At 38.2% G+C, this 21,355-nt stretch carries 22 protein-coding genes; 17 read left to right on the top strand and 5 right to left on the bottom strand.

The window, feature by feature from the left end; genetic code table 11:
- Positions 1-1,332 (top strand): chromosomal replication initiator protein DnaA, encoded by a 1,332-nt coding sequence (gene dnaA / locus HCN_RS00005; RefSeq protein ID WP_002956077.1) that lies wholly within the window; start codon positions 1-3, stop codon positions 1,330-1,332.
- A gap of 121 nt (positions 1,333-1,453) precedes the next feature.
- Positions 1,454-2,641: an MFS transporter gene (locus tag HCN_RS00010; RefSeq protein WP_014666153.1), complete on the top strand. Its 1,188-nt coding sequence runs from the start codon at positions 1,454-1,456 to the stop codon at positions 2,639-2,641.
- 1 nt (position 2,642) lies between these two features.
- Here the strand turns inward: HCN_RS00010 and HCN_RS00015 are convergent, their stop codons facing one another.
- Together HCN_RS00015 and HCN_RS00020 are read right to left on the bottom strand one after the other, a co-directional pair.
- The gene (locus HCN_RS00015; RefSeq protein ID WP_002956079.1) at positions 2,643-4,604 is read right to left on the bottom strand and encodes a DEAD/DEAH box helicase; all 1,962 of its coding nucleotides are present in this window, start codon (positions 4,602-4,604) and stop codon (positions 2,643-2,645) included.
- Positions 4,605-5,630 (bottom strand): type I glyceraldehyde-3-phosphate dehydrogenase, encoded by a 1,026-nt coding sequence (locus HCN_RS00020; protein WP_002956080.1) that lies wholly within the window; start codon positions 5,628-5,630, stop codon positions 4,605-4,607.
- 79 nt (positions 5,631-5,709) lie between these two features.
- Between HCN_RS00020 and HCN_RS00025 the strand changes: the two genes are divergently transcribed.
- Entirely contained in the window at positions 5,710-6,507 is a 798-nt protein-coding gene (locus tag HCN_RS00025) for an SDR family NAD(P)-dependent oxidoreductase (RefSeq protein WP_014666154.1), read from the top strand.
- Position 6,508: 1 nt separating this feature from the next.
- On the opposite strand, the gene HCN_RS00030 is transcribed toward HCN_RS00025, so the two are convergent.
- From HCN_RS00030 to HCN_RS00040, 3 genes are all read right to left on the bottom strand, one after another.
- Positions 6,509-8,515 (bottom strand): LTA synthase family protein, encoded by a 2,007-nt coding sequence (locus HCN_RS00030; RefSeq protein ID WP_232000254.1) that lies wholly within the window; start codon positions 8,513-8,515, stop codon positions 6,509-6,511.
- 88 nt (positions 8,516-8,603) lie between these two features.
- Positions 8,604-8,918 (bottom strand): thioredoxin family protein, encoded by a 315-nt coding sequence (locus HCN_RS00035; RefSeq protein WP_002956083.1) that lies wholly within the window; start codon positions 8,916-8,918, stop codon positions 8,604-8,606.
- A 9-nt stretch (positions 8,919-8,927) separates the two neighbouring features.
- Entirely contained in the window at positions 8,928-9,917 is a 990-nt protein-coding gene (locus HCN_RS00040) for a YeiH family protein (protein ID WP_014666156.1), read from the bottom strand.
- Positions 9,918-10,199: 282 nt separating this feature from the next.
- Between HCN_RS00040 and HCN_RS00045 the strand changes: the two genes are divergently transcribed.
- From HCN_RS00045 to HCN_RS00110, 14 genes are all read left to right on the top strand, one after another.
- A complete protein-coding gene (locus HCN_RS00045; RefSeq protein WP_230197848.1) occupies positions 10,200-10,400 on the top strand; it encodes a hypothetical protein in 201 nt (66 codons plus the stop codon).
- A 122-nt stretch (positions 10,401-10,522) separates the two neighbouring features.
- Positions 10,523-11,272 (top strand): polysaccharide deacetylase family protein, encoded by a 750-nt coding sequence (locus HCN_RS00050; protein WP_231997572.1) that lies wholly within the window; start codon positions 10,523-10,525, stop codon positions 11,270-11,272.
- Complete coding sequence (locus tag HCN_RS00055; protein WP_014666159.1) at positions 11,265-12,599, top strand: hypothetical protein; 1,335 nt, start codon at positions 11,265-11,267, stop codon at positions 12,597-12,599. Before HCN_RS00050 ends, HCN_RS00055 begins: the two co-directional genes overlap by 8 nt.
- 6 nt (positions 12,600-12,605) lie before the next feature.
- Entirely contained in the window at positions 12,606-13,082 is a 477-nt protein-coding gene (gene fabZ, locus HCN_RS00060; protein WP_014667494.1) for a 3-hydroxyacyl-ACP dehydratase FabZ, read from the top strand.
- The gene (fabZ, locus tag HCN_RS00065) at positions 13,079-13,525 is read left to right on the top strand and encodes a 3-hydroxyacyl-ACP dehydratase FabZ (RefSeq protein ID WP_014667495.1); all 447 of its coding nucleotides are present in this window, start codon (positions 13,079-13,081) and stop codon (positions 13,523-13,525) included. Before fabZ (HCN_RS00060) ends, fabZ (HCN_RS00065) begins: the two co-directional genes overlap by 4 nt.
- A gap of 10 nt (positions 13,526-13,535) precedes the next feature.
- On the top strand, positions 13,536-14,042 hold the full coding sequence (locus HCN_RS00070) for a radical SAM protein (protein ID WP_014666160.1): 507 nt from the start codon (positions 13,536-13,538) through the stop codon (positions 14,040-14,042).
- A 19-nt stretch (positions 14,043-14,061) separates the two neighbouring features.
- Entirely contained in the window at positions 14,062-14,586 is a 525-nt protein-coding gene (locus HCN_RS00075) for an SPASM domain-containing protein (protein WP_014666161.1), read from the top strand.
- Positions 14,580-15,323, top strand: coding sequence for an SDR family NAD(P)-dependent oxidoreductase (locus tag HCN_RS00080; RefSeq protein WP_014666162.1), 744 nt, complete (start codon positions 14,580-14,582; stop codon positions 15,321-15,323). The genes HCN_RS00075 and HCN_RS00080 overlap by 7 nt, the downstream gene beginning before the upstream one ends.
- Positions 15,323-16,138: a transketolase gene (locus tag HCN_RS00085; protein ID WP_014666163.1), complete on the top strand. Its 816-nt coding sequence runs from the start codon at positions 15,323-15,325 to the stop codon at positions 16,136-16,138. Before HCN_RS00080 ends, HCN_RS00085 begins: the two co-directional genes overlap by 1 nt.
- On the top strand, positions 16,135-17,103 hold the full coding sequence (locus HCN_RS00090; protein WP_014666164.1) for a transketolase family protein: 969 nt from the start codon (positions 16,135-16,137) through the stop codon (positions 17,101-17,103). Before HCN_RS00085 ends, HCN_RS00090 begins: the two co-directional genes overlap by 4 nt.
- 10 nt (positions 17,104-17,113) lie before the next feature.
- Complete coding sequence (locus HCN_RS00095; protein WP_002956094.1) at positions 17,114-17,344, top strand: acyl carrier protein; 231 nt, start codon at positions 17,114-17,116, stop codon at positions 17,342-17,344.
- A gap of 8 nt (positions 17,345-17,352) precedes the next feature.
- Complete coding sequence (locus HCN_RS00100; protein ID WP_014666165.1) at positions 17,353-18,825, top strand: AMP-binding protein; 1,473 nt, start codon at positions 17,353-17,355, stop codon at positions 18,823-18,825.
- Positions 18,815-20,125, top strand: a complete 1,311-nt coding sequence (locus HCN_RS00105) for a LuxE/PaaK family acyltransferase (protein ID WP_014666166.1) — start codon at positions 18,815-18,817, stop codon at positions 20,123-20,125. The genes HCN_RS00100 and HCN_RS00105 overlap by 11 nt, the downstream gene beginning before the upstream one ends.
- Entirely contained in the window at positions 20,082-21,347 is a 1,266-nt protein-coding gene (locus HCN_RS00110; RefSeq protein ID WP_041309573.1) for an acyl-CoA reductase, read from the top strand. Before HCN_RS00105 ends, HCN_RS00110 begins: the two co-directional genes overlap by 44 nt.
- Positions 21,348-21,355 lie beyond the last annotated feature (8 nt).

The raw sequence follows: 21,355 nt of genomic DNA on the forward strand, positions 1-21,355 counted from the left end.
TTGCATTTGGATAATATATTAAAAAAACTTAAAAATAAGCTATCGGATTTAGAATACAGCTCTTATATCTCCCTTATGGAATATGATGAAAGTGCCTCAAGGACAGACTTAGAAGTTTTTTATGTGCCTAATATATTTGTAGCAAATTGGATAAAAAGTAACTATTTAGAATCTATCGCCGATGCGTTTATGGAGGAAAATCCCAACGGAATCCGCCCAGAAATTCACATAAGAGTTAAAGAAAAAAATCAAAATGTGAAAAGTTTAAATTTCAATAAAATACCCACTCATTTTCAGCAAAATTTACTCTCTTTGAATCCATTTTATACTTTTGAAAATTTTGTCGTTGGCAAGTCAAATGAACACGCCCACACCATCGCAAAAGTTGTGGCTAGGCAACAAGCTTTGGCGTATAATCCTGTGTTGTTTTATGGGAAATCTGGGCTTGGTAAGACGCATTTGCTCCACGCCATAGGGAATGTTGTCAAAGAGCAGAATAAAAATGTGCTTTATACCACGGCTGAAGAGCTGCTCAATGACTTTATCAGCAAAATAAGGCGTGGGACTATGGATAGCTTCCGTGAGAAATACCGCAAATGCGATTATCTATTGATTGATGATGTGCAGTTTCTTGGTAATAGAGAGGGTGTGCAAGAAGAGCTACTCAATACTTTTAATGCTTTATATAGCACACAAAAGCAGATTGTGATGACAAGCGATAAGCCCCCAAAAGAGATTAAGGGGCTAGAAGATAGATTGCGATCGCGTTTTGAAGGTGGGGTAATGGCGGAGATTACAAATCCAGAGCTTGAGACGAAAATCTCCATTATTGAGCTTAAATGTCAAATCAATCGCATAAATTTTGATAAGGAAGTGATTGATTACATCGCTTCAAATATCTATGGTAATATCCGCCAGATTGAAGGGATTCTCTCCACGATAAATACGCATATGAGCCTATCCCCTGAAGCAAATGCCTTGAAAGTGGCTAAGAATGTATTGAAAAATTATCAAAATGAGCGATTGGAGGGCGTTACGCTTGATAATATTATCAAGCTTGTTGGCAAGGAGCTAAACATTAAGCCAAGTGAGATTCTAAGCAAAGAGCGAAGTCGCAAGGTGGCTTTTGCACGCAGGGTGGTGATTTACTTGGCTCGGGCTTTGACAATTAACTCTATGCCGATGATTGCAAAAGAACTCAATATGAAAGATCATAGCTCTGTGAGTAAAGCACTTAAAGCCATTGAAAGCGAGATAGCCACAGATTCAGCTACAAAAGGCATAATTGAGGAGTTAAAAAGCAAGATTCAGCAGACTATGGATAATGTTTAGGTTTGTTTGTTGATTTTGGGTGAGAGCGGGTTTAATTTAACTTGAGTGTGTGGATTATTTATGAGAGGTTATCATAGGTAGTGTAGTCTTTAGCTATACAAAGCTTTGGAGCGTACACATTATGTCAAGTGAAATAAAAGATAAAACAAGCCTAACAGATTCTGTAATATTCCAAACTGCCCTTTTTGCCACCGCTTCAATGACTGTGCTAGGTGGGACGATTATCGCACCTTCCATTCCGCATTTTGAAGAACAATTTAGCCAGATTCCGCATATTGATATGCTCTCCCGCCTTGTGCTGACACTTCCGGCGTTGTTTATTATGATTTTTGCACCTGTGAGTGGATTTTTGCTTGATAAGTATGGGCGATTGCGGTTTTTGTATCTGGCGATTTTTGTATGGAGTGTAAGTGGGGCGAGTGGATTCTTTTTAGAATCTAGTATTTATCTTATTCTTATCTCAAGGGCGATTTTTGGCATAGCAACGGCTTTTATGATGACTTCTGTAAGTGCGTTGGTGGGGGATTATTACCAAGGGGCAAGGCGTGAAAGGGCTTTAGGGTTGCAGGGCTTTTTTATGGCAGGGGGTGGAGCTGTATTTTTGGTGCTAGGTGGGGTGCTAAGCGATGTGGATTGGCGGTATCCCTTTTTGGTCTATACTTCGGGCTTTCTTATTCTGCTTATGGCGGTTTTTGTGCTATTTGAGCCACAACGCAATGTGCCTACTCCCGTCAGCAAGAATGAATCAAAGTTTAATTTTTTTAGATTCTTGCCTATTTATCTTTTTTCATTTTATGCGATGAGTATGTTTTATGTGATGCCTACCCAAATACCGCACTTTATCACGCATAATCTCAATAAAAGCGGGAATCTTATCGGTGTGAGTTTGGCGGTAAGCTCACTTTGCACGGCTTTTCTTTCACTTTTTTATGCGAGACTGCGTTCAAGATTCAGCGTTTTTGTGCTGTGTTTTATCTCGCTTGGCAGCATTGGGAGCGGATTCTTACTCATAGGTATTGTGCAAAGTTATGAGATTTTGCTTTTTGCTCTTGTGCTTATTGGCTCTGGGCTTGGCATTATCCTTGTGAATAATAGCTCGTGGCTTTTAAGCGTAGCACAGGAGCGTGAAAGGGCTAGGGCAGCAGGATTCTTATCAGCAAGTGTGTTTATGGGGCAGTTCTGTTCGCCCTTTATCACACAGCCCCTTGTGCGATATGGCGGCATACCTTTTATGTTAAATCTTAATGGTATTATCTTGCTCTTAAGTGCGTGTATTTTTCTCATTTGGGATTATAAAAAGAAGCATTAGTTTAGATGAGTTTAGATGAGTTTAAAAACGCCTTAGCTTCTTCTATCACTTGTGAATCTTGGCTTATATCAATAAACTCAAACTCATTGCCACTCTGCCTTGTGCCGCTAAGTAAATCCCCACTGCTGCGGTATTGCAAATCAAGCTCGGCAATGTCAAATCCGCTTAGCGTTTGAGCAAAGGCTTGAAGTCTTGGGTTATCACTTTTGTGCGTATAAAGATAGCAATACCCCTTTAGCCCATTACGACTGACACGCCCTCTAAGCTGATGAAGTGTGGCTAGTCCTAGTCGCTCGGGTGCTACGATAACAATAGTTGAGACTTTTGGCAGGGAGATTCCCACTTCAATAAGCGTGGTAGCAAGAAGCAATGAGCCTTTGAGTGCAAACTCATCAATAACATCTTGCTTATTTTTATCCTTGCCTGAAGTGCAATACACACCTTCAAAATGTCGCTGCCAAAAGCCCTGCCCTTCAGTGAGTGAGAGATAATCAAGGGTTTGGCTTTCTTCTACAAGGGGATAGACGATAATGGCTTGATTGCCCTTTGCTATCTCGTCTTTGAGATGGGCTAATAACGCCTTAAAGCCACTTTTATCAATAATGCGTGTTGTAATATCTTTTTTAAAGGGCAAGTCTTTAATCACGCTTAGATTAATAAATTGAGAATTAATCATCGCTAGGGTTCTGGGTATGGGCGTGGCGGAGAATTGCAAAGTATGCGGACGCGTTTTGTTTGTAGATTCAAGGGGCGTTTTAGAATCTCTCTTGTTTGTATCTGCCATAGAATCTGTTAATGCGTTTTGTAGGCTAAAGTCAAAAAGATTAGGTGTAGAATCTAGATTTTCTTGCCCTATTTTTTCTAAAATATGTCGCTCTTTGGTGCCAAAGCGGTGCTGCTCATCACTCATCACAAGGGCTAGATTTTCTAGTCTAAAATCTCTATAAAGCAAAGCCTGTGTGCCGATGATAAAATGTGAATCTTTTGCTTCTTGTGAGAGATTTGGGGTTTTTGAAGTGATTAAGTGGATTTTCACAAAGGGGGGCAATAAACGCTTGGCTTCTTCATAAAGCTGGGTGGCTAGAATGGTCGTTGGTGCCATAAGCACACTGGCATGTGGATAAGCACACATCACCGCACTAAAAATCACAACACTTTTTCCACAGCCCACATCGCCCATAATCAGCCGCCGCGAGGCAATGGGGGATTGTAAATCGTGGCGAATGTCTTTAATGGCATTTTGCTGCCCTTGTGTGAGTGTAAAAGGCAGGGATTGCAGGAATGAATCTATATCATTATCGCAGATAAAACGCGAGGGAGCTTGAATCTTCTTGCGAGAGAGCAGGAATAAATGCCGATAGATTTCTACAAATTTTAGGGCGTATAAATGTTTGGGTGAGAAGCCATTAGCTTGATGGAGGGCTACAAACTCGGCATTTGGGTGAAAAATCTCATAAATATCTTGGGCGATATGTTTGGGGAGAAAGGCTAGATTCTCCTGTGTGATAAGCATTTGAACGAGTTGTATCATCGTTTGGTTTTTAAGCAGTGTGGTTTTAAAGTGGGGCGTTATGGTATTAATCTCTGTAATCATCTTTGGCTGGATAAGGCTAAATCTGCCCTGATATAGCTCTAGCTTTCCCATAATGTAAAGCTCTTTATCTAACGCAAAAATTGCTTTGTGAAAGGGCTTTGCGTGGAATATAAGCAGCTCAATATCCTGCTTAAAATCACAAAGCCACGCGTGAATGCGAAGTCTGGCATTTTTACCAAAGCCTAGTGTGCTAAGAGAATGAATCTTAACGCGTAACACGGCATTTGTATGGGGAGTAATGGTTGTGCTTGGGGTGGTGTCTGTGTAGGACTTTGGCAGATGGTGGATAATAAAGTCAAGTATATCGCTTACTTTGAGCTTTTGAAGCTGATTGAGCGTGGTTTTATCAAGTGGGGGGAAGTGTAACATTTAATTAGAAACACAGAATCTTGCCATATCAAGTACGCGATTAGCATAGCCCCATTCATTATCACACCACGCCATAATCCGTGCCATCTTGCCATTTAATACATAGCTTAAATCCGGCACAAACACAACGCTATGCGGATTGCCTATAAAATCACTACTCACACCCTGCTTATAATCAATATCAATAATGCCTTTCATTGAATCTTGTGCGGCAGAAATAAGGCTTTGATGCAGATTCTGCGTGGTGATATGGCGTGAGAGGGTAAGGGTTATATCAAGTAATAAGATATTAGGCACAGGCACACGCACGCTATGTCCTGCGATTTTACCCTTCAATTCTGGCAAAAGGCGGATAAGCGTTCCGCTCGCCCCCGTGCTTGTTGGAATAATATTTTGTGCCGCAGCACGAGAGCGTCTTTTGTCGTTTGGATAGACACTATCTAGCAGGGATTGCTCATTTGTATAGCTATGTGTGATACAAAAGCTCATCAGCTCTATGCCAAAATCTTGGTTTAGAATCTTACAAAGTGGGGCAAGGGCATTAGCCGTGCAAGAGGCATTTGAAAAGATAGATTCACCGCTATATTGCGTGTGATTAACCCCTAGGGCAAAGGTTGGCATACCATCTGTGGGAGAGGCACAAAGCATTACTTTTGTTATGCCTTTTTGTTTAATGCCTTTTTTGCAGTGGTGGGCTAGTGTTTTAGAATCTAAGAATTTACCGCTAGATTCTAAGATCATATCCGCTCCAAGTGCGGCAAAATCAAGGTTATTAGGATTGCTTTGTGTGAGTGTATGAATGGGCGGGAGTCCTTCAATCTCTAGTGTGTTTTGCGAATATTTTACTTCAAGCCCCAAAGCCCCGTGTGTGCTATCTCGCTCCAAAAGATAGCTTAGAATCTCCCAATCGTGTATATCATTTATCGCTACAATGCGTATATCTTCACACATATCTTTACGAAGCAAACTTGCGCGCAAGATACTTCTACCAATGCGTCCAAAGCCATTGATTGCGATGTTTATCATAGATGTCCTTGTGGGGTGGGATTACGCGTGTATTGTAGCATATTTGCTATAATGATGTTAAAAGATTAAGGGGGCGAATGTGGCAAATGGCGTGGTAAAAATGGGTGGAGATTCTATAAGTGTGGCGATTACAGGGGCAAGTAGCGGTATAGGTAGGGCGTTGGCATTAGAGTTTGCTAAAAATCATAAGAGCATTACTTTACACATTGCTGGGAGAAATGAGGCGAGATTACAAGAAAGTAAGGATCAGATTCTATTATGCAATCCCACTGCAAAGGTGCTTTTGCAATGCTTTGATGTGAGTAGCGAAAAGGCGGTGAAGCAGTGGTGTGAAAATATTTTTCAATCTCGTGTGGATATAGTAATTATGAATGCGGGTGTGGCTATGGGGGAAGAGCAAGGTGCGGCAAAACATAGCGAGATTTGTAAGATAAATGCACTTGGCGTGGCGTTTGGGAGTTTTTATGCGTTGGAATCTATGAGTAGGCAGGAAGTTATAAGCGGAAAAAGGGGACAGATTGTGCTTATAAGCTCTATTGCGGCGTTACTTGCCCTGCCAAATGCACCAAGTTATAGTGCGTCTAAAATCTTTGTGAAAACTTTGGGAGAAAGCCTATCTGTTGGGCAAAGTGAAGTGTGTGTTACAACCATTTGTCCGGGCTTTATTAGAACGCCACTTACGCAATTTATCCACCCTCTTATCCCACAGATGAGCGTAGAATCTGCGGTTAAAAAAATGTATAAAGTCATCATTAAGGGGAGGAGATTCTACGCGTTTCCTTGGTGGTTGGCATTTGGAGGGAGATTCTATGATATTTTGCCCTTTTGGTGTAAAAGAGCATTTGTCCGTATGTTTCACACAATGGGATCATTATAAATCACTTTGTGTGAGTGGGATTTGTAACCTCATTGGCTTTTGCTTTGGCATTGTGATAGAGCATATAAATTGCACTTTGCCACAAGTCTTCATTTATTGTTTTGAGTTTTAAATAGAGTTCAGAATCTTGCCCCTCCACAAGCTCCCATTTTGTAGATTCTGTATTTGTAGAATCTTTACTTGCTCGTTTGTAGAGTGTGCCTCCACCTGCTTGTTCATATTCATTAGAGAAACAATATTCATTGCTTACAAGCAATGGCGGTCTATTTAGGCGGCGGATAAATGTGAATCTATCCTCGCCAAAAGACGGATCAAGCAAGTCTCGTCCCATAGTGGTATTATGGACTTTCACTCCAGCCAAACCTGCTGCTGTTGGGAATATGTCAATATGCCCGCCTGTTTGCTTCATAATTTTGGCTTGTGGGAAGTATTTTGGCGAGTGGATAATAAGCGGGACCTGAAATTCGTGTAGAGATAAGTTTGAGTAGGTTGCTTCAACCGATGGAGAAACCTGCGACATTCCGTGATCACCTGTGATGATAAAAATTGTATTGTCATAATATGATGATTTTTTCGCACTTTCAAAAAACTTCTTCAGTGCATAGTCGCAAAATTTTAGGGCAAGATACTCTTGTTTGCTATCAAAGGCGTATTTTGCCAAATATTCATCATTTGGGATTGTATAATCAAGATCTGCAATCCCATCGGGGACGGTGAATGGAGTGTGGAAACTTGCAAGTTGGATAAGGCTTATAAAAGGCTCTTTTTGCGTTTCAAGCAGCACATTAGCTTCTTGCAAAAGATCGTGGTCTGAAATACCCCATACATCCATTCTAGGCGACTTCCAGTAGCCTTCATCATATATTGTTAGCCCTGAGATATTATTGCTCATCACCCCGCGGATATTTGCCCAATTCGCATTGCCACCAATCATATAGAGCTTTGTGTATCCATCAAAATTATTCCACACAAGATTTTGATCCATTGTGTATGGATCGCGAGAACTCGTTTTAAAATACTCATTTACATCAGGTATGCCTGTAATGATAGAAAACATCGCTCTTGCAGTGGTTCTAGCCGAGGCATAGTAGTTTGGAAAATATAAAGATTCTGTGGAGAGTTGCTTAAGAAAGCGTGTCGTGTCTAACTCATCAAACATTAGCGAACTTTTATGGGTGCTCATAGATTCAATAACAATAATGACAATATTAGGCTTGTCCCCCACCCCAGCAGTTTGTGAAAAGCGATCGTATCTTATAGAATCTGCATTTGGATTTTGCACACCTAGATATTTTGCGGTGTTTGGGTATGCCTTGCGAGCTTGCTCTGTATTATCCACATAGAAGTTTTGTGGGCGAGTATCAGCGAGATTCTGTATAGGATTAAGCCCTAGAGCGGTGATTTGATTGTAACCAGAAAAATATGCTTCACTCCACCGCAATGGATAATAGACAATACCATATTGTCCATATATCAGTATAACAAGCACAAACAAAGTGGCGACTGCTGATGTTATTTTGTGTGAGAGGGCATTTTTTGCATATACCCATTTGTTAAGAATTGTCTTGGCACAAAGTGTGAGAATTGCAACAACAACTACAAGCACGAGTAAAAGCTTAATGACAGGGTAAGTCTGCCAAATCATACCTAGAGCTTCTTTTGTATCTTCTAAAAGCCCAACGGCAGCAAAATTAACACGCGAATTAAGATAAGCGTAGTGGGCAAAATCCGCAATGTAAATAAGAATATAAAAAGCAAATGCAATGACATAAAATCCTAATAAAAAAGGGCGGATATTGCCAAAAAACCTTGATAAAAATGGTGTAAAGAGAAACACAAGAAGTGGTAAAGACATAAATGCTGCAATGCGACCATCAAAACGCACACCAATATAAAAAGCCTTAGCTATATCCTCCCAAGAAAACGCCGATAGACTTTTCCATTGCCACGCTAAAAAGCCAATACGCAGGGTAATTGCAATAAGCCATAGGAATAGGAGAAATTTCAAATATATCCGTGTGTTTTTGGTAAGTATCAAGCTGTTTCCTTTATTTTTTGGAATAATTTTTTGCTAAAGATTCTTGATTCTTGCAAAGCTACAAAAGGCTATTTAATGCTTCTCTAATGCTTTCAACAGAGCGAGGTTCAATGAGACGCTCCCCCACTTCCTCTCCATTTTTGTAAAAAATAAGTGTGGGAATCTTGCGGATATTCAGCGTGTCTTTAAGCTCTAACTCCGTATCAAAGCCCACTTTGTAAAACTCAATCTTCCCTGCAAACTCTTGCTCTAAAATCTCAAGCATAGGATCAATATGCCGACAATCAGGACACCAAGGTGCTGTGAAATCCACCACCACGCACCCTTGTTGAATGACTTCATAAAATCGTGTTTTATCAATACTCTCTATCATTTTGCTCTCCTAAAACATAAAATACACTAAAAAATAAGTGCCACATAAAAGGATAATAAATAAAGCTAACGCAAGGATAAATGTCTTTGCCCCAAAGGATATGAATTTTTGCCAATCAATCTGTAAGCCAAGTGCGACCATCGCAAACACAAGCAGGAGCTTTGAGATAAATTGTGTAGATTCTACAATGAAAGGTGGAAAGTCAATAAAGGAGTTTAGCAAAATCACGCCCAAAAAGCCAAAGGCAAAATAGGGGATATAAAGTGTGCCTTTTTGTTTGCTATCACTTGAAGCAAAGATAAGATAAGAGATAATAAGTAAAAGCGGCACGAGTAGCACCACGCGAGTCATTTTCACAAGCAGGGCAACACTTTGAGATTCAGGCGAGATTGCTGCTGCTCCTACGACATTTGCTACTTCGTGTAAGCTCCCGCCGATGAAAATCCCCCATTGATAATCGCTTAATGGCAGAAGCCCACTATAATACACCAAAGGCAGGATAACCATACCCATAAGCCCAAAAATCACAATGAATCCCAACGCCACAGAGCTTTTGCTAGGGTGAGTTTTAAGTGTGGATTCTAAAGCGAGAATTGCTGCTGCTCCACATACCGCACTGCCAATGCCTACAAGCAAAGAAATTTCTCTATCAAGCTTTAAAGCCCTGCCGATAAAAATCGCAGAGACAAACACTACTGCCACCACAATTAAGGCAAGAAGAAAGCCTTTGAATCCAAGCGTGGCAAGTTCATTAAGCGTAATAAAAGAGCCATACAGCACAATGCCTAACCGCAGGAGCTTTTTAGCGCTAAAGTCCATACCTTTTTGGAGATGATAGGCTCTATTGAGTTTAGGGTAAAAGGGCGAGAGAATGCTGCCAAGCAAGATTCCAATAATGAGTGGGGAAAGAAAAGGTGTAAGTGTGGAGGAGATAAACATAGAGATAGCACTTAACACACTAAGCAGCACAAAAGCGTAAAAAAAGCCAATATTTTTCATCAATTTTGTCCTTTGTGTTTTATAAGATTCTAAAATTATGTTAAAAGCTTCGGGTTTAAATCAAACGCTAAGATTCTGCTTTAAATTTTAATGTTTGGGATTATAGCTGAAGTGAGTAGGATTTTGATAAAGTTGTTTGTAAGTGTCATTATGATTGAGAGGAGGTAGAAGCCAAACTTCAAAGCTTGTGTGAATACAAATATAAATAATGTGTTTAAAATCATTGGCTATAATACAGCTCCTATTAGTTTTAAAAGATAAAAAGAAGGGTGATGGATTGTGATGAAAAATACTTTAGCAATTGTTATGTATCACTATGTAAGGGATTTAAAAAATAGTAGATACCCTAGAATTAAAGGTTTTGATATAAGTGAGTTTAAATCTCAAATTGAATTTTTTAAAGCAAACTATAACATTATCACAATGGAGCAGTTAATTTCTGCTATTACCCCCCCCCCAGTAAATCTCAATGTAAATCTATAAAATATTCCATACCCACAGATTCTATAGATTCCTTAGAATCTTCTCACACAATAGATTCTTCCGCGATAGGTTATTCAAAACTCCCTGAAAATCCCTTGCTACTCACTTTTGATGATGGCTATATGGATCATTATACAAATGTCTTTCCCATTTTGAAAGAGCATAAGATTCAAGGCTCGTTTTTTATGCCTGGACGCACCATTGCTGAAAATGCCTTGCTTGATGTGAATAAGATTCATTTTATCCTTGCATCCGCACCGCTAAATTCTTTATTAAATGATTTATTAGATAAAATGGACTTTTATCGTGGGAGAGAGTTTAGCTATCCTAGTAATGATGAGCTTTTTAAGCAATATGCCAAAGATGAGCGATTTGATATAAAAGAAGTGATTTTTATAAAAAGAATCCTTCAAGCCGTTTTGCCAGAAAAACTAAGAAACATTATTGCCAGTGAGCTGTTTGCAAAGTATTTGGGCTTGGCTGAAGATCGCTTTGCTAGAGAGCTGTATATGAATTACGATCAAATCGCCCTTATGAAAAGAGAGGGTATGTTTATAGGATTCCACGGGTATGAGCATTATTGGCTTAGCACTTTGAGTGAATATGATATTCGCATAGATATGGCAAAGGGCTTAGAGGTTATCTCACCTTATATTGATAAAAATGCTTGGGTGTGCTGCTATCCATTTGGAAACTATGATGAACGAGTAGTAAAAATCGCAAGTGAAATGGGCTGCATACTTGGTGTAACCACGGAAGTGCGATTAGCTCACCTACAAAATGAGAATCCACTTTTGCTTCCACGGCTTGATTGCAATGACTATCCGCCTAGAAGTGAGAAATATAAGGTTATAGGAGGCTATTGTGAGTAGGGGAAAAACAAGTGCAAAGTTTGATGAGCTATACGAGATAAGATTAGCTACGCCTAATGATATAGATAATATTATGGCGTTTCTTAAAGAATATTGGGATAAAAATCACATTTTAGCAATAAATAGAGATTTTTTTGAATATGAATTTGGAGTGGGGGGTAGGGTTAATTATATTTTAGCGGTGAATAGGCAGACAGGTAAAATAGACGCGTGTGAGGGCATTTATATCTACTCAAAGGGTGATGATGATACAGAGCCTTTTGATATGTCTGGTGGTATGTTTCGCACAAGTCCAAATGCACTTTTGCCATTTTTGGGGCTAGAGATTTTATATCGCAAACGCTTTATGATGGGTGTAAAAATCCGTTCTTACATTGGTATTGGCTCGAATTTCAATACATCATATCCTTTGACAAAAAAATATTTCAAAGATGATACGGTGGGGCGATTAGAGCATTTTTATAGGCTAAATGATAAAAAAGAGTATAAGATTGCTCACATTACACATAAGACAATACTTGATATAGATTCTAAGGATCAAGCAGAATTAGTGCTATTTAGAGATTTTAAGCATATGTATGAAGTTTTTGATAATGAATCTTTTAAAAAGCATAATCCCTATAAATCTCCGTGGTATATCAACAAGCGATATTTTAATAATCCTGTATTTACATATAAGCTTTATGGCTTAGAATCTGACCTTGTGCTTGTATGTAGGGAAGTAGCGTATAATGGAGCTAAGGTTCTAAGAATAGTAGATATTTTGGGCGATAGGGAGCAGTTTCATAGAGCAGGTAAGGCACTTGATAGGCTTATGAAGCAAAATGACTATGAATATATAGATTTATATCAAAAAAATATCGATAGAGATGGGCTTAAAAAAGCTGGATTTATAGAGAGATTAGAAAAAGATACAAATGTGATTCCAAACTACTTTGCTCCATATTTGGCAAAAAATATAGAGATTTACTATCACGCCTATGGGGAAAATCTCTATATGTTTAAAGCCGATGGCGATCAAGATAGACCAAGTAGCGTAGATGTAGAGAATCTAGGCTATCGTTGTGTAAAACACTTAGATTCCATAAAGGATATTTCGCCTTTTTCAAAGGCTCAATATGACAAGGATATAGAATCTAAAGATTGTCATACTGGACATTTAGGCAAAGTATCCAAAAATCTAGAATCTAAACAAGATTTTTCGCCTATGGCTCGCGCGAGCGAAGCTCTTGCCCACACCTGCAAAAATGACAAGAATCTAGATTCTAAAAATCACGCAGCCCACACAAGCACAACACAAAACCAAAAATCCAAAAAAGAAAGCTAATCCACAATGACACCGCTATTACAACAACTAACAATAAATCACATTCAAGCCTTAACCGCACTCACTTACCCATACTTGTATGTGGATAGAATCACCGAATTAAAGCCCGGAGAATATGTCAAGGGCTATAAAAATGTAACCTTTAATGAGTGGTTTTTCCCCACGCATTTTAAAGATGATCCAATAATGCCCGGTATGCTTCAAATAGAGGCTTTGACTCAGCTTTTCACCTATGTGTTTTTAACACTCCCGGGCAATGAGAAAAAGCCCATACATATCCTAGAAGTAGATGGTGTGAAGCTTCGTCAAAGGGTAGTCCCCGGGCAAAAGCTAGAAATGGAAGTAGAGACATTAAGCTGGAAAAGAGGGATAGGTATAGGCAGGGGCAAAGGTATGGTAGAAAATAAAGTCGTGTGTGAAGGGCAGATAAAAATCTGTATGCCTGATATGTTAAAAAATATAGTCCCAAAGGAGCAAAAATGACTATGGATATACTTGAAATTCAAGAATATTTAGAAAATCGCTATCCATTTTTGATGATAGATTCTGTATTAGATGGTGAAGCGGGAAAATATATGGTCGCTAGGAAGAATCTAAGCATTAATGAATGGTATTTTGTGGGGCATTTTCCAGATAATCCGCTTATGCCCGGAGCCTTGCAGCTAGAGGCTATGTTTAATACCGCGGCATTATGCGTGATGACAATGCCAAATATGAAAGGCAAGAAGTCAGTTATCTCTAGGATTTCTAATGCAGTGTTTCACACAAGTGCCTTGCCCGGCGATGTGCTTTCTGTCCGTGCGGATTTGCTCTCTTACAAAAGAGGCGTGGGAGAGTGCAAGGCAAGTATTAGCTGTGAATCTAAGTGTATTTCTCAAGTGGATTTAACTCTAGCCATCCCGCAGGATTTAATCACATTAAAATAGGAGCAAATAAATGTCAATGTTAAAAAAACCCATAGTTGTATCAAAGGTGCATAAATATATAAAAGCATTAAAAAATAATGGTGGCAAAGTGGGCAAAACCCCTCGCTCAATCACGCTTAACTATCATAATGCTTGTAATTTTAAATGCACTTTTTGCTACTCAGAGGTAGAAAATAAATATAACAAAGAGCGTTTGGAGCTAAGTGAAATAGAGCGAATTGCAGATGAGGCACACGAGCTAGGCATTTGGGAGATTGTGCTTTTAGGTGGGGAGCTAACAATCAACAAGGAAAGTCTGCTAAAGCTCATTCAAGCGTTCAAACCAGAGAGATTCCAAATGATACTTATCACAAATGGATATTTAATTACACCGCAATATGCTAAGGATTTAGCAGAAGCTGGATTAGACGCTATGGCAGTATCAGTAAGCGGTATGAACGCAGAGGAATTTAACAGAATACGGGGGGGGGGGGCGAAGTATCAAAGACGCTCACCAAAGAGCTTTAAATGCGCTTGATTATGCAAGTGAAGCTGGTATGGCGGCTTTCCCTAATGTTATTTTTGGGCATTACAACGCAAAGGATCCGGATTTATTTGCCTTGCTTGATTATGCAAAGGCTAAGGGTTATACCTCTTATCTCATTATGGCTATGCCTTTTGGCTCTTTAAAGGAAGATAGAATGACCGCAGAAGATTTTAAAATACTTGATGGAATACGCAAGAATTATGATGTGGTGTTTAATACTTGGGATATGTATGATAAGACAAAAACTAAAATTAGTGGTTGTTGGACTGTGAATAGGACATATATCACGCCCCTTGGTGAAGTGCTTGTATGTCCGTATATCAATATATCTATTGGCAATATAAAAGAGCAGAGTTTAAAAGAGATTCTAGATTATGGATTTTCTATTAAATATTTTGGTGAGTTTAGCCCTATTTGCATAAGTGCGCATAATTTTAAATTTAGAGAGAAATTCTTGCCTGAAGATAGGACTATATTCACGCCATATAAGGCAAAAGAGATTTTTGGTAAAGAGGATTATATTGAGCAATGTTAAAAGATAAAAATATAGTCATAACAGGCTGCAATAAAGGCATAGGCAAAGCAGCACTAGAGCTATGTGCTAAAAATGGTGCAAATATTATTGCTATGAATAGAACACAAGATTCTGCCTCTCAAAAAGAATTAGAGAATCTAGTCAAAAAGCATAATGTGAATCTTGCTATGTTTTATGCTGATTTTTCTAATGAAGCAGAAGTTATGAATGCGGCTAATGACATATTAAAGCTCAAAGTGGCACTTGATGGTATTGTTAATAATGTTGGCATTGTGGGAGAGGCAAGGCTTTTTTCTATGACAAAGATAGAAGAGATAAAAGAAGTGTTTCAAGTGAATTTTTTCTCTCCCCTGCTTTTAACACAACGACTTTTAAAAAATATGATACGACATAAAAGTGGCTCTATTGTGAATCTTAGCTCTGTTGCCGCCCTTGATGGAATCCCTGGTTCTCTTGAATATGTCTCAAGTAAGACTAGTCTCATTGGTGCGACTAAAAAATTAGCAAGTGAATTAGCCCCATTTCATATAAGGGTAAATGCCCTAGCACCAAGCATTACAGATACAAATATGCCTATGCTAATGAGTGATTGCTTAAAGGAAAAAACAATTCAAAATATCGCTCTAAAAAGAATGGCTACACCAAATGAAATAGCAGAAGTGATTGTATTTTTACTTTCAAGTAAAAGCAGTTTTATCAATGGTGAAGTAATACGAGTAGATGGAGGTAAGGCGTGATGAAAGAAGATTTAAAACATAGAATCTTAAGCAGTAAAAAACGCATTTTGCAAATTGCGTATGATTGTCAAAAGAGTGTGCATTTAGGCGGGGCGATGTCTATTATTGATGTTCTTAGTGTGCTGTATTTGAAACATTTGAAATATGATTTTAAAAATCCAACTTGGGAATTGAGAGATAGATTCATATTAAGCAAGGGGCATTGTGCGGTAGCACTCTATGCTGTGCTTATGGAATGTGGCATAGTAAAGCAAAGTGAAATGGATAGCTTTATGAGTAATGATAGTGCTTTTTGTGTGCATCCTGTAATGAATGTGAATCTTGGCATAGAGGCTTCAACGGGGAGTTTGGGGCAGGGCGTGGGTTTGGCTGTTGGCATAGCAAAGGCAGCAAAGATAAAGCAACAAGACTTTCATATCTATACGCTTATTGGCGATGGCGAGAGTAATGAAGGGAGTGTGTGGGAAGTAGCGATGTTTGCAGCACATAATAAGCTAGATAATTTAACCATTATTTTAGATAAGAATAGTTGTCAAAGTGATGGATTCTCTTTCTCTGTGCTAGATATGGGGGATATGGCTAGAAAATGGGAGAGTTTTGGCTTTTATGTGGAGCAAATAAACGGACATAATATCGAGCAAATTGATAAGACTTTAGCAAAGAAGAATCCACAAAATATGCCACGCATTATTATTTCAGAATCTATCAAAGGCAATGGCATTTCATTTATGGAGAATAAGCCAGAATGGCATCATAATAGACTTACAAAACAATTTTTTGAACTCGCCTTGCAAGAATTGGAGGTGCAAAAATGAGTGCATTTACAAGTAAAGAAGCAAAAATGCTAAGTAAAATCGGCACAAGGGCAGCTTATGGAATGCTTTTAATGGAGCTTATTGCTAAGAATGATAATGTATTTGCTTTATCAGCGGATTTAGGAGGCTCATCAGGCTTGGGTAGAATGCGTGAAGTTATGCCACATCGCTTTATTAATACAGGTATAGCCGAACAAAGTCTTATCTCTGTATCTGCGGGATTAGCAAAAGAGGGATTAATCCCTTTTGCCTCTTCGTTTGCACCATTCATAACAGGAAGATGTTTTGACTTTATCCGTATGAATCTAGGCTATATGAATCTTAATGTAAAGCTTGTTGGGCTTGGCTGTGGTGTGGGTATGGGTGAGCTTGGACATTCTCACTATGGGTGGGAAGATATAGCTTTACTTAGAAGCATTCCAAATATGATTATTATTTCCCCAAGTGATTGCGGTATGATAAAAAAATGTCTTTATGCAGTAGCTTTGAGACAATCGCCTACATACATACGACTTACAAATACCCTTAATGTACCAATTGTGTATGAAGAAGATTTTGATTTTGAGATAGGCAAGGCAATTACGCTAAAAAGTGGAGATGATGTCGCTCTTATTGCCACAGGCAGTATGGTGCATACTTCTCTCAAAGCAGTAGAAATATTAGAGCAAAATGGCATAAGCTGCTCTGTCATTGATTTACACACAATTAAACCACTAGATGAAGAGGCTGTGCTTAATGCGTTTAAGTTGCATAAACTTGTAGCAACGATTGAAGAGCATATCATAATAGGTGGGCTAGGAGGTGCAATAGCAGAATTTAAAGCAAAAATAGGCTGTGATGCTAGGCAAGTCATCATTGGTTTGCCAGATTCTTATGGGCATACGGCTGATTATTCCTATCAGCTAGAAAAATACGGACTTTGTGCTACACAAATAGCACAAACAATACAATCTCATTTTAATTAAGGAGGCTTAAATGCAAACATACAAATCGTGCTTTATGGAAAGTTTAAATATAGGTAAAGATGAAGTAGAAGGGCTATCATATCAAGCTATTCCAGCGTGGGATAGTGTAGGGCATATGGCTCTTATGGCAGCACTTGAAGAGGCTTTTAGTATTGAGCTAGAAACTGATGATATTATTGATTTTAGCTCATTTGAAAAAGGCATAGAGATTCTTAAAAAATATGGTATCAATCTTAAGTAAGTCCTAAAATGTTTTTTGACTTTGCAAGATTTGGCGATAGGGTCGCTGTGCTTGATGATGTGGGCAATTCTGTTACTTATAATGAGTTAGCAGAGTTTGCTTTGAGCTTAAGCAATGTGCTAGATAGGATAGAATCTAACAAAGCATTATGCGTGAATCTATGCGAAAACTCTATGGGAGCTTTAGTTGGCTATGCTTGTATGATTGAATCTTGTATTGTGCCTTTAATGGTAGATTGCAGTTTAGATTCTAATACGCTAGATAAGCTTTTGCTTGATTATAGTCCAGAGTTTTTGTGGCTACCTGATAGGCTAAAGGATAGGTTTATACGCAGTGGTTTTAAAGAAGTGTTAGGACAATATTCCTACACACTTTTGCAATCCCCCACACTTTTGCAAACTTTAGGGCAGATTCCACAAAATGTAGGTTTATATAGTGAATTAGCCCTATTGCTTAGCACATCGGGTTCTACAGGTAGTTCTAAAATGGTGCGACAAAGCTATGAGAACTTACAAAGCAATACAGAATCTATTATTCAATATTTGCATATAGACAAAACACAAAGGGCGATTTTAATCCTGCCTTTGCATTATACATTTGGCTTATCAGTGATTAATACGCATTTGTATAGCGGGGCGATGATTTTATTAAGCGATAAATCGCTTATGCAAAAGCAGCTTTGGGAGTTTATCGCAATACAAAGGGCTAGCTCAATCTCTGGTGTGCCATACACTTATGAAATGCTAAAAAAGCTAAAGTTTTTTAATATGTCTTTACCTTATCTAAAAACTATGACACAAGCAGGTGGGAAGCTCTCAGTTGAATTGCATAAGGAATTTGCTACATTTGCCGAATCTAGCAATAAAGCATTTATCGTAATGTATGGACAAACAGAAGCTACTGCTAGAATGAGCTATCTTCCAAGTGAAAAGTCAATAGAGAAGTGTGGCAGTATAGGTGTGGCTATCCCTAATGGCGAGTTTTATTTGCTAGATTCTAAAGGTAATCGTATAGAGCAAGATAACACGCAAGGAGAGCTTATTTATAAGGGGAAAAATGTAACTTTGGGTTATAGTGAAAATCGTTTCAGTTTAGCTAAAAAAGATGAGTTTGGCGGTGTGCTACACACAGGAGATATAGCACAAAGAGATGGTGAAGGCTACTACTACATAGTGGGGAGAAAGAATCGCTTTATAAAAATGTTTGGCAGAAGAATAAACCTTGATGATATAGATTCTATTATAGAGGGCGAGTTTCAAGGGTTAGAGGCAAAATCTAGCGGAGTAGATGATATGCTTTATATTTTTATCACACAAGAAAGATGTGAAGAAGTTAAAAAGCTACTTTGTGATAGGCTAAAAATAGCCCCCACAGCACTAAAGGTTAAATACATAGAATCTTTGCCAAGAAGTAGCTCTGGCAAGATACTCTACTCTATGCTAGATAATATTGTGAAAAAAGAGTGTGGCAATGGAAAATAGTGATATTGATTATGAAGGCATTTTTAAGCTAGATCCTTATAGCCTTTGCAAAGAAGATAAAGAGAGATTATTAACACAAAATATTAGAGAGCTTTGCAGATTTCACTACAAACATTGTAATGAGTATAAAAGAATATTAGACGCATTTGGTGTTGGGAGTCTAGAATCTAATTGTCATACTGAGTGTAGCGAAGTATCTAAAGTTTTAGAATCTAATAAAGATATTTCGCCTTTTTCAAAGGCTCAATATGACAAGGGCATAGAATCTAGTAATTGTCATACTGAGCCTTTAGGCGAAGTATCTAATGTGGAATCTCAACAAGATTTTTCGTCTATGGCTCACACGAAACAAGCTCTTGCCCACACTTACAAAAATGACAAGAATCTAGATTCTTATTATAATGCACCATTTTTGCCCGTGCGACTATTCAAGCACTACGCATTAAAAAGCATAGAGAAAAGTGAGATTATAAAAACAATGACTTCTTCTGGCACAAGCAGACAGAGTGTATCGCAAATATTTTTAGACAAGCAAACTTCACTCAATCAAACAAAAGCACTATCAAGGATTATGCAAAGCTTTATAGGCAATAGTAGAATGCCTATGATTATTATCGATAGCTCTCACTTGTTGCAAAATAGAGCTATGTTTTCTGCTAGGGGTGCTGGGGTGCTTGGATTTTCTATGTTTGCTAGGGAAAAAATCTATGCACTTGATAAAGATATGAATCTCAATGTTGCTTTGATAAGGGATTTTATAGAGAAACATAAGGGCAAAAAGATTCTGTTATTTGGCTTTACATTTATTGTGTGGCAGCATTTTTATAATGAGTTAAAAAGGTTAAATCTCTTTTTAGATTTAAAAGATTCTGTTCTTATCCACGGCGGTGGCTGGAAAAAGCTCATTTCTCAAGCAGTGTCAAAAGAGCATTTTAAAAGTGAGTTAGAAAGTGTGTGTGGTGTGAGAAAGATACACAACTACTATGGTATGGTAGAGCAAACCGGTTCTATTTATATGGAATGTGAGTGTGGAGTTTTACACACGCCTATTTTTGCAGATATTATTGTAAGAAGAGCTAGAGATTTTAGCATAGCAGATATGGACGAAGAGGGGATTTTAGAGCTTGTATCCCTTTTGCCACACTCATATCCGGGGCATATTATTTTAAGCGAAGATGTAGGCACAATACTTGGTGAAGACGACTGCCCTTGCGGTAGAAAGGGTAAATATTTTTCAATCAATGGGAGAATACAAAATGCTGAAATTAGAGGATGTAGCGACACCTATGAGCAAAAATAGCCTAGATTCTAACACTTCTTTACAATGCTTGTTTCCCATCTTAGATGAGACGGAATTTTACAAACAATTAGATGAGCTAAAAAAGCTTCCTGTATTAAAAATTTTTGATAAGAGAGTAAGCGAGTTTTTACATAGACTCTCACTTCTCATAATGAGTGATAGTGAAGCAAAAAATTATGCTGATATCATCTCATTTGGCTTTTTTATCCGCAAAACAAATATAGAAAAGCTTAAAAAAGATTATAAGGATTCTTTGCGTAATAGAATAGGCAGGGGATTAAGCTTTCATATAGCACCATCAAATGTGCCGATAAACTTTGCATATTCTTTAGTGGCTGGACTACTCTCGGGCAATGCAAGTGTGATACGGGTATCTAGCAAGTTTTTCAAACAAACAGAGATTTTATGCAGACTTTTAGAGAATCTAAAAAGTCAATATGAGATGACACAATATATAAGAATTATACAATATTCACATTTAAAAGAGATAACAGACAAACTATCATCTTTAGCTGATGTAAGAGTGATTTGGGGTGGAGATACAACGATAAATAACATACGGCAAAGCCCCATAGCACCTCGTTGCGTAGAGCTATGTTTTGCGGATAGGTATTCTATAAGTGTGATAGATTCTAAATCGCTACTTAAGCTTAATGAGAGTGAGTTACAAACACTTGCAGGACATTTTTATAATGATACATATTTGTATGACCAAAATGCTTGCTCTTCCCCTAGACTTATCTTTTGGCTTAATAAGGATTATGCCAATGAAGCAAGGAATAGATTCTGGCATTATGTGTGGCTTAATATAAAAGATAGATATGAGCTTGAGAGCATTGTAGCCATAGATAAACTTATAACGCAATGTGATGTCGCCCTAAATATAGATAATGCAAAAATAGAGCATACACACGACAACCTTATCAGCAGAATCTATGTGCCATTGCTAGATGAAAGAGTGGAGAGCTATACCTGTGCGTGTGGGAGCTTTATAGAATCTAGCGGAGATTGTATAAAAGAAGTCTTGCGTATTGTTTCTAAGCGATTTCAAACTTTGACTTATTTTGGTGTAGATTCTCAAACTATACTTGAAGAGATTGCTGCTCTTGGGATTTTGGGGATTGATAGAATTGTGCCTATTGGCAAAAGTAGTGATTTTTCACTAATATGGGATGGATATGATATTATCAATACGATGAGTAGGGTTATTGATGTGAGATAATAGAGTAT

The organism is Helicobacter cinaedi PAGU611, from assembly GCF_000284635.1.
Taxonomy (GTDB): domain Bacteria; phylum Campylobacterota; class Campylobacteria; order Campylobacterales; family Helicobacteraceae; genus Helicobacter_C; species Helicobacter_C cinaedi.

Excerpts from the sequence above, each read along its gene's own strand:
- HCN_RS00035 (WP_002956083.1), bottom strand. The coding sequence starts at position 8,918 with ATGATAGAGAGTATTGATAAAACACGATTTTATGAAGTCATTCAACAA.
- HCN_RS00050 (WP_231997572.1), top strand. The coding sequence starts at position 10,523 with ATGGATCATTATACAAATGTCTTTCCCATTTTGAAAGAGCATAAGATT.
- HCN_RS00010 (WP_014666153.1), top strand. The coding sequence starts at position 1,454 with ATGTCAAGTGAAATAAAAGATAAAACAAGCCTAACAGATTCTGTAATA.
- HCN_RS00080 (WP_014666162.1), top strand. The coding sequence starts at position 14,580 with ATGTTAAAAGATAAAAATATAGTCATAACAGGCTGCAATAAAGGCATA.
- HCN_RS00100 (WP_014666165.1), top strand. The coding sequence starts at position 17,353 with ATGTTTTTTGACTTTGCAAGATTTGGCGATAGGGTCGCTGTGCTTGAT.
- HCN_RS00045 (WP_230197848.1), top strand. The coding sequence starts at position 10,200 with ATGAAAAATACTTTAGCAATTGTTATGTATCACTATGTAAGGGATTTA.
- HCN_RS00075 (WP_014666161.1), top strand. The coding sequence starts at position 14,062 with ATGGCGGCTTTCCCTAATGTTATTTTTGGGCATTACAACGCAAAGGAT.
- fabZ (WP_014667495.1), top strand. The coding sequence starts at position 13,079 with ATGACTATGGATATACTTGAAATTCAAGAATATTTAGAAAATCGCTAT.
- HCN_RS00070 (WP_014666160.1), top strand. The coding sequence starts at position 13,536 with ATGTCAATGTTAAAAAAACCCATAGTTGTATCAAAGGTGCATAAATAT.
- HCN_RS00020 (WP_002956080.1), bottom strand. The coding sequence starts at position 5,630 with ATGATAAACATCGCAATCAATGGCTTTGGACGCATTGGTAGAAGTATC.
- HCN_RS00085 (WP_014666163.1), top strand. The coding sequence starts at position 15,323 with ATGAAAGAAGATTTAAAACATAGAATCTTAAGCAGTAAAAAACGCATT.
- HCN_RS00105 (WP_014666166.1), top strand. The coding sequence starts at position 18,815 with ATGGAAAATAGTGATATTGATTATGAAGGCATTTTTAAGCTAGATCCT.
- HCN_RS00015 (WP_002956079.1), bottom strand. The coding sequence starts at position 4,604 with ATGTTACACTTCCCCCCACTTGATAAAACCACGCTCAATCAGCTTCAA.
- fabZ (WP_014667494.1), top strand. The coding sequence starts at position 12,606 with ATGACACCGCTATTACAACAACTAACAATAAATCACATTCAAGCCTTA.
- HCN_RS00095 (WP_002956094.1), top strand. The coding sequence starts at position 17,114 with ATGCAAACATACAAATCGTGCTTTATGGAAAGTTTAAATATAGGTAAA.
- HCN_RS00040 (WP_014666156.1), bottom strand. The coding sequence starts at position 9,917 with ATGAAAAATATTGGCTTTTTTTACGCTTTTGTGCTGCTTAGTGTGTTA.
- HCN_RS00090 (WP_014666164.1), top strand. The coding sequence starts at position 16,135 with ATGAGTGCATTTACAAGTAAAGAAGCAAAAATGCTAAGTAAAATCGGC.
- HCN_RS00110 (WP_041309573.1), top strand. The coding sequence starts at position 20,082 with ATGCTGAAATTAGAGGATGTAGCGACACCTATGAGCAAAAATAGCCTA.